Source organism: Spirillospora sp. NPDC049652, assembly GCF_040675125.1.
In the GTDB taxonomy this organism is placed as follows: Bacteria; Actinomycetota; Actinomycetes; order Streptosporangiales; family Streptosporangiaceae; genus Spirillospora.
In genome coordinates, this window is sequence record NZ_JBFAOF010000295.1 from 1 (window position 1) to 7,633 (window position 7,633).

The window sequence follows — 7,633 nt, forward strand, 5'->3', positions numbered from 1 at the left end:
GGACTCGGCGCGGCGAGCGCGGCGAACGCGGCGGCGGCCGCGGACGTGTCCGAGGCGTTCCGTCCCGCGCGCCTGACGTGGCACGCCTGCGGCGCCGACATCGTCAACGGCGCGAAGGCCTATGACCGGCTCGGACCGGTCGCGGTATCGAAGATCATCCAGTGCGCCGAGCTGAGCGTCCCGCTGGACTACGCCCGCCCGGGCGGCCGGCGGATCATCCTCCAGCTGACCCGGACCCCGCATCAGGGAAAGGGCAAGGCCAAGGGCGACCTCGTCGTCAACCCTGGAGGCCCGGGCGGCGAGGGCGCGCTGTTCGGCCCCGCCGTCTACGCCCTGAACTCCGCTCCGATGCAGGCGGCCTACAACGTCATCGGGTTCGACCCGCGCGGCATCGGCTACAGCAAACCCGCGCTGAGCTGCGACCGCGACTACGGGAACGCGCCCCGGCCGGCCTACGGCCACGGGGACGCCAAGTCCGAGGCGGCGTGGCTCAAGCGGTCGAAATCGTATGCGGACGCCTGCGCCCGAAAGTACGGCAAGGGCTCCCCGGTGAACCTGCTCGACCACATGAAGACCATCGACGCGGTTCGCGACATGAACACGATCCGGGCGGCCCTCGGGCACGAGAAGCTGGATTACTACGGCGGCTCCTACGGCACCTACCTCGGCGCTGTGTTCGCCACGGTGCTGCCCAAGCGCGTCGGCAAGATGGCCCTGGACGGCAACGTCGGCCCCAGCAACGTCTGGTACGGCGCACAGGCGCCCCAGAACGTCGCCTTCAACGAGAACATGGAGTATTACTTCGGCTGGCTGGCCCGGTACGACGACCGCTACCACCTGGGCAGGACGCAGGCGGCGGTCCGGAAGTTCTACTACGGCCTGGAGGCGAAGCTCGCCAAGACGCCCCTCGTGAAGGACGGTGTCGCAGTGGGTGCGGCCGAACTCGTGGACACCGTCCAGAACGCGGCCTACCAGCGCAGCCAGCGCACGTGGCACGGCCTCGCGGTCGGCCTGTCCGCCTACAAGTCCCGCGACCTGGACACCTTCCTCGACACCTTCGGCGCCAACACCACGGGCGGCACGGACGACAACGAGTTCGCCGCGTACCACGCCATCCAGTGCAGCGATGTGCAGTGGCCGGGGAACTGGGGGAGATGGCGTGCCGACGCGACCCGCATGGACCGGAAGGCGCCGTTCCTGACCTGGTTCAACACCTGGTACAACGCGCCCTGCATGTTCTGGAAGGCCAAGCCGGGCACGCCGGTCAAGGTCGGCAAGACGCGTGACCTGCCGAAGAACATCCTGCTGTTCCAGGCCACCAACGACGCGGCCACCCCGTACGCGGACGCGCTGGAGCTGCGGAAACTCCTGAAGGGGTCGCACCTGGTCGTCCAGGACGGTGACCGCACGCACTGCATCGTGCACCGGGGCGACCGGCGGCCGGGCGGCATCGACTCCTACTTCGACGCCTACTGGCTGCGGGACGAACTGCCGTCCAAGCCCATCGTCCACGTCTCCCAACTCGGCGACCCGACTCCGCCTCCCCAGCCCGCCAAGTAGCCAATTCCGCACGCGGTCGGAGGGCCCGGTCATCCCGGGCCCTTTTTCCGTGTTCTGTATCCCGCTGAGGAATCCCCCATTCGGGCGACTTGGCGTGGGTACGATGCGGACGATGGCCCGCCGAGCCGTGAGGTGCGCATGTCTGAATCGTCCCCGCCGGTTCCCGTCGGCGTTCCGACCGCCGCGCGCGTCTACGACGTGATGCTCGGCGGCAAGGACAATTACGCGGTGGACCGGGCCGTCGCCGAGGCCAGCCTCGCGATCATGCCGGAGCTGCGGGCGATCGCCCTGCACAACCGGGCCATGCTGCACCGGGTCGTCCGGTACCTCGCCGTGGACGAGGGGATCACGCAGTTCCTCGATCTGGGATCGGGGCTGCCGACCGTCCGCAACACGCACGAGGTCGCCCAGGAGGCCGCCCCGGGGGCCCGCGTGGTGTACGTCGACATCGACCCGATCGTGCTGGCGCAGGGCCGCCGGCTCCTGGCGGGCGACGCCGGCACCGCCGTGGTGACCGCCGACATCCGCGAGCCCGCCGAGCTGCTCGACCGGCCGGAGATCCGCGCGCTCATCGACTTCGAGCGGCCCGTCGGCGTCATCCTCGCGGGCATCCTGCACCACCTCGGCGACGAGGAGGAGCCGGGCCGGATCCTCCAGGTGCTGCGGGACGCGGTGCCCAGCGGCTCGTTCTTCTTCATCACCAACTTCACCCGGCTCGGCGACGCCCCCGAGTCCGTCGCGCTGGAGAAGCAGCTCCTGGAGCAGCTCGGCACGGGCCGGGTCCGCACCCCGGCCGAGCTGGCCGCCTTCTTCGACGGCCTCGACATCCTGCCGCCCGGTCTCGTCCCGCTGCCGCTCTGGCGTCCGGACGTGCCCGTCCTGGACGCCGGCACGGTGGACGTCCGCTTCATGACAGGCGGAGTCGCCCGCAAGCCCTGACTCCGCCAAGCCCGAGAGTCGTGGCGCTGCGGATTTCGACGCTCCGCAGCGCCACGAATCGTCAGGCCCTACTGAACCGCCCGCGTCAGAAGACCGGGGTGCCGTTGCGGACGAGCTTCCAGTTCACCGTGTGGAAGCCGGCGGGGTCGATGGTGCCGGACGCCGACGCGTAGGCGACGATCGCCTCCCGGATGGCGACCTGCGCGTTGTAGACCACGGGCGCGGTCCTGATGTGCGGGAAGCCGCCGCCGCCGGACTGGCGGTAGTTGTTCACCGCCACGACGAACTTCTGGTCCGGGGCGATCGGCGCGCCCCTGTGGCTCAGGCCGACGATCCGCGAACCGGCGTTCTTGGAGATGTCGACGGAGTAGTCGACGCCCGAGAACTGGTCGTAGTTGTAGTCGGGGCGGTTGGCCTCGTTGGTCCACGACGCCGGGTCGACCGGCGCGTCCGGCGCGGTCTTCTTGAAGTACTCCGCGGAGTACTCCAGGTAGTCCTTGATCTGGGCGCCGGTCAGGACGCTGCCGAGCAGGGTGTTGTCGTAGATGTAGAGGCCGGCGATGTCCCGGATGGTGACCTGCCCGGCGGGGAAGGTCGCGGCGCGGCTGAACGGCGCGGCGATCGACAGCACCGGCAGCGAGGCGTACTCGGTGCCGGCGATCGCCTCGGTGACCTTCGCCGTCTGGACGAGCTGCACGTAGTCGAGGATCGCGGTGTCCTTCCAGCAGGACTCGGCCGCCGACAGCGCCTGGGTGGAGGTCGCCACCTTCTGGTTGACGTAGCCGACGACGGCGTCGTGCTGCTTCTTGACCAGCCCCACGATCGCCGCGTCCTCCTGGACGGTGTTGGTGTTCACCGTCGTTGCGGACTTCCCGGTGACCGTCCAGCGGCCCTTCTCGTGGGTGAGGGTGAGGTCGAAGACCGACAGCCGCTCGCCCCAGCACTTGGGCTCGCTCATGACCACGCTCTGCCCGGTGGTCTTGTTCGTCACGTACCGGACGGGGATGTCCAGGTGGGCGTGGCCGAACAGGATCGCGTCGATGTCGGGGACCTGCTCGGCGACCATCGCCGAGGCGTTCTCCACCGGCAGGTCGGTGCCGTAGGACGACAGTCCGCTGTCCCCGGCGTGCGCGCTGACGATCACGACGTCCGCGCCCTGCGCGCGGATGACCGGCACCCAGCGCCTGGCGGTCTCGACCAGGTCGAGGAAGTCCAGCTTCCCGGACACGTTGGCCTTGTCCCAGATCGCGACGCCGGGGTTGGTGAGGCCGAGCAGCCCGACCTTGATCGGCGGGTGGCCCGGCACGTGCATCCGCTTGATGACGTACGGGTGGAAGGCCGGGCGCGCGGTGCCCGCGTGGACGGCGTTCGCGGCGAGCGCGGGCGCGTCCATCTGGCTGATCCACTTCTCCAGCAGCGGCAGCCCGTAGTTGAACTCGTGGTTCCCCAGCGCCACGGCGTCGTAGCCGATCGCGTTCATCACCCGCGCCATCGGGTGGACCTCGCCGGTCCTGGTGATCGGCTCGACCGTGGCGTAGTAGTAGCCGAGCGGGGTGCCCTGGATGGTGTCGCCGGCGTCGAACAGCAGGGTGCGGTCGCGTCCCCGCTCGGCGCGGATCCGGTTCACCAGGCTCGACACCCGGGCGAGGCCGACGACGTTCCCGGCGCTGTCGGCGTAGGCGGCGTCGGTGTAGTAGTCCCAGTTCACCGCGTGGCTGTGCAGGTCGGAGGTGCCCATCACGGTGATGGTGACCGACTTGTCCTTCCCGGGCGCGGCGGCCTGCGCCGATCCGGGCCAGCCCGCCAGCGCCAGCGCGCTCGCGGCGGTCAGCCCGCCGAGGACCTTCCTGCGGCTCACACCGGACGACCGCTCCGCGTCGTCGGGCACCCGGCACGAACACCAGCGCGGCGACGGACCGAACTCGTTCCCCGCATCAGCCATATCTTCACATTCCTTATCTTTCGGAGGGCAAGGCGACACGATAGCCGTCGAGGGTCCGCGGGAACCTGGCGGTATGCCGCAATCTTCGCCGCCCTCCGTTGGCACACCTTGTCTCCTCCGGAGCGGCGCGCGGACGGCCGTCCCGTGGGCGGTCCGGCTGGTCGCACCCGGTCGGCTCCAGGGCCGCGACCAGGACTTTCGCGAGGGCTGGGCCGTCCGCGCCGGGGACGCCTCGTCATCGACCCGGGGGCGTACACCCCGGACGCGGCGTCCACCACCCGGGAGACGCCTGTCACGTCCCACCCGCGCCGGTCGACACGCTGCTGCCCACCAGCGGGCCGTGGACCAAGGTCGGTGAGGCCGCGGACTATGTGAGAGAGATCGCTGACCGGGGTGCCCATGACGATCGTCCCGCCCGGCGACGCTGTCGCGGTGTGAGCCCTGCGCGCCCGGCCCGGCAGGAGAGGAGGGGGCGGCCTATATATAAGGAGGGCCTGAGGGGCGTCCGGCGGGCGGAGCCGGACGCGGCGGACAGGGGCTCGTGGCATCCCGCCGAGTCGAGTGTGTCGGTCGAACTGGGTTTCGAACGGGCGCCGGTCTGTGACAGCGTGACCGGGTGGACGTGTCCGGGACGTATCGGGAAGGCATCGACCGTGTCCCCTCCCTCCGGGGCGGTCGCGGCAGTGGGGAGGGCGCAGCCCCTCCGATCCTGCCGTGAGCCCCCGGGACGCGCTCTCGGGCCCAGTGTGCGCCGCGCGGAGGAGGGGAGCCGTCATCGCTGGTCAAGTGGCTGACAATCCGTCGATTCCCAAGTCATATCTACCTGTACGCTACCGAACGGTACGGTCCTCGGTGGTTGCAAGAAAACATAGGTTTTCGATAGGAGTTCGCTAGATGAGCGGTGGCGCAAGCGAGTCACATCTTCCGGAGCTGCTGCGCTCGGGACGGGGCGTGGTGCTTGATCGCTGGGTGGGACTGGTCCTCGACGGGGTCCGCGGCCGGATCACCGAACGGGAGCTGCGAGCGGAGCTGACCGAGCTGTACGGCCTGATCGAGCGGGCCATCGGCGAGAAGGACGAGGAGGCCGGCCGGGAGCTGCGGGCGGCGCTCGCGGAGATCTCCCGCAGCCGCGCCCGGCAGGGCTTCAGCCCGACCGAGACCGCCGTCAGCGTGTTCTCCCTCAAGCAGGCCCTCCTCGAACAGGTGAGCGGCACCGGCGACGTGCGGGCCTACGCCGAGTTCATCAAGTTCTCCTCCTGGGTCGACGACCTCGGCCTGGTGACCTTCGAGACCTACGCCGCCGCGCGCGAGCAGGTCATCGCCGACCAGATGGAGCAGCTGCTGGAGCTGTCCACGCCGGTCGTGAAGCTGTGGGACGGCATCCTCGGGGTGCCGCTGGTCGGCACGCTGGACTCGGCCCGCACCCAGGTCGTCATGGAGACGCTGCTGGAGCGCCTGGTAGAGACCGGCGCGCAGTTCGCGGTGATCGACATCACCGGCGTGCCGGCGGTGGACACCGAGGTCGCCCAGCACCTGCTGAAGACCGTGATGGCGGCCCGGCTGATGGGCACCGACTGCGTGATCTCCGGCGTCCGCCCGCAGATCGCCCAGACGATCGTGGCGCTCGGGATCGAGTTCGGCGACATCGCGACGAAGGCGACCCTCGCCGACGCCCTCGCCTACGCGATGGAGTCCAGCGGCGTCCACGTGAGCACGCGGACGGAGGTCTGATGGACCGCGTCCCGATTCTGAAGATCGGTGACGTCCTGCTGGTGTCGATCCAGATCGACCTGCAGGACCAGACCGTGCTCGCGCTCCAGGAGGACCTGGCCGAGCGCATCGTCAAGACCGGCGCCCGCGGTGTGATCATCGACATCACCGCGGTGGACATCGTCGACTCCTTCATCGGCCGGATGTTCGCCACCATCGCCTCGATGTCCAGGCTGATGGACGCCGAGACCGTCGTGGTCGGGATGCGTCCCGCGGTGGCGATCACCCTGGTGGAACTGGGCCTCTCCCTGGGAGGCGTCCGCACCGCGCTGGACCTGGAGAAGGGGATGCGGGTCCTCGGTGCGCCGTTGCCCGTCGTCAGGTCGGGCACGTCGTGACCGCTCAGGACGCCGAGCTTCCCATCGTCTCCAACGAGGACGTCGTGCGCGTGCGGCAGCTCGTGCGCGCCATCGCGGCGGAGGCGGGGATGTCGCTGGTGGACCAGACCAAGATCGTGACCGCGGCGAGCGAGCTGGCCCGCAACACCTTCGTGCACGGCGGCGGGGGCAGCGCGCGGGTCGAGTCCGTCGTCAACGCGCGGGGCCGCGGCGGCGTCCGGCTCACCGTCACCGACAACGGTCCGGGCATCCCGGACATGGACAAGGCGCTCACCGAAGGCTGGACGAGCGGAAGCGGCCTCGGACTGGGGCTTCCGGGCGCGCGCCGCCTGGCCGACGAGTTCAACGTGGAGACCGAGGTAGGGAAGGGCACCACGGTGACGGTGACCAAGTGGATCCGCTGAGCGGCACCGGTTGGACGACAAGCCAGCTCGTCGGTGACGCGGTCTGGATGAGGGTGGAGGACCAGAGCGCGGTCGCCGCGGCGCGGCGCCGCGCGACCGGGCTGGCCGAACGGCTCGGTTTCACGGGCGAGCCCATGGGACGGGTGCAGCTCGCGGTCACCGAGGCCGCCACCAACCTCGTCAAGCACGCGGAGCGGGGCGAGATGCTGCTGCGGCTGTCCCGCCAGGGTGACGACGCCGCCTTCGAGTTCGTCTGCTTCGACCGGGGACCCGGAGTCGCCGACGTCCCCGGCGCCCGGCTGGACGGCTACTCCACCACCGGCACGCTCGGCGTCGGGCTCGGCGCCATCGACCGGATCGCCGACCGCAGCGGCATGCACTCGGCCTCCGCGGCGGGCACCGTGCTGTTCGCCCGCTTCCTCCAGTCCGACGGCGGCGCGTCCGTCCCGGACCTTCCGTTCGCCGGGCTCACCCGTCCGATCGAGGGCGAGGAGGAGTGCGGCGACGCCTACGCCGCGCGGCTGCACGAGGGGACGGTCTACGCGATGCTGTGCGACGGCCTCGGCCACGGGCCGCTGGCGGCCCGCGCCCCCCCCGGCGCCCTCCAGGAGAAAGGGAGAGCGGCGGGGAGGGCAACGCGGTAGTGTGGTAGGGGTATTTATAGGGGGTGGCCGCGACAA

General features: G+C 70.3%; 7 protein-coding genes. 6 read left to right on the forward strand and 1 reads right to left on the reverse strand.

The genetic code is table 11. The features are described from left to right. Together AB0J52_RS19760 and AB0J52_RS19765 are read left to right on the forward strand one after the other, a co-directional pair. On the forward strand, positions 1-1,560 hold a 1,560-nt coding region (locus AB0J52_RS19760; RefSeq protein WP_500183053.1), incomplete at its 5' end, for an alpha/beta fold hydrolase. A gap of 138 nt (positions 1,561-1,698) precedes the next feature. Then, entirely contained in the window at positions 1,699-2,499 is an 801-nt protein-coding gene (locus tag AB0J52_RS19765; protein ID WP_500183054.1) for an SAM-dependent methyltransferase, read from the forward strand. A gap of 85 nt (positions 2,500-2,584) precedes the next feature. Here the strand turns inward: AB0J52_RS19765 and AB0J52_RS19770 are convergent, their stop codons facing one another. Beyond that, the gene (locus AB0J52_RS19770) at positions 2,585-4,441 is read right to left on the reverse strand and encodes a bifunctional metallophosphatase/5'-nucleotidase (RefSeq protein WP_500183055.1); all 1,857 of its coding nucleotides are present in this window, start codon (positions 4,439-4,441) and stop codon (positions 2,585-2,587) included. 894 nt (positions 4,442-5,335) lie between these two features. Between AB0J52_RS19770 and AB0J52_RS19775 the strand changes: the two genes are divergently transcribed. The 4 genes from AB0J52_RS19775 to AB0J52_RS19790 are packed head-to-tail and all read left to right on the forward strand — an operon-like array spanning position 5,336 to position 7,597. Beyond that, the gene (locus AB0J52_RS19775) at positions 5,336-6,172 is read left to right on the forward strand and encodes an STAS domain-containing protein (protein WP_500183056.1); all 837 of its coding nucleotides are present in this window, start codon (positions 5,336-5,338) and stop codon (positions 6,170-6,172) included. Further along, positions 6,172-6,549 (forward strand): STAS domain-containing protein, encoded by a 378-nt coding sequence (locus tag AB0J52_RS19780; protein ID WP_500183057.1) that lies wholly within the window; start codon positions 6,172-6,174, stop codon positions 6,547-6,549. The genes AB0J52_RS19775 and AB0J52_RS19780 overlap by 1 nt, the downstream gene beginning before the upstream one ends. Continuing rightward, positions 6,546-6,953, forward strand: coding sequence for an anti-sigma regulatory factor (locus AB0J52_RS19785; RefSeq protein WP_500183058.1), 408 nt, complete (start codon positions 6,546-6,548; stop codon positions 6,951-6,953). The genes AB0J52_RS19780 and AB0J52_RS19785 overlap by 4 nt, the downstream gene beginning before the upstream one ends. Continuing rightward, positions 6,941-7,597 carry an ATP-binding protein gene (locus AB0J52_RS19790; protein WP_500183059.1) on the forward strand — a complete coding sequence of 219 codons (657 nt, stop codon included), beginning with the start codon at positions 6,941-6,943 and terminating at the stop codon, positions 7,595-7,597. Before AB0J52_RS19785 ends, AB0J52_RS19790 begins: the two co-directional genes overlap by 13 nt. The last annotated feature ends 36 nt before the right edge of the window (positions 7,598-7,633 follow it).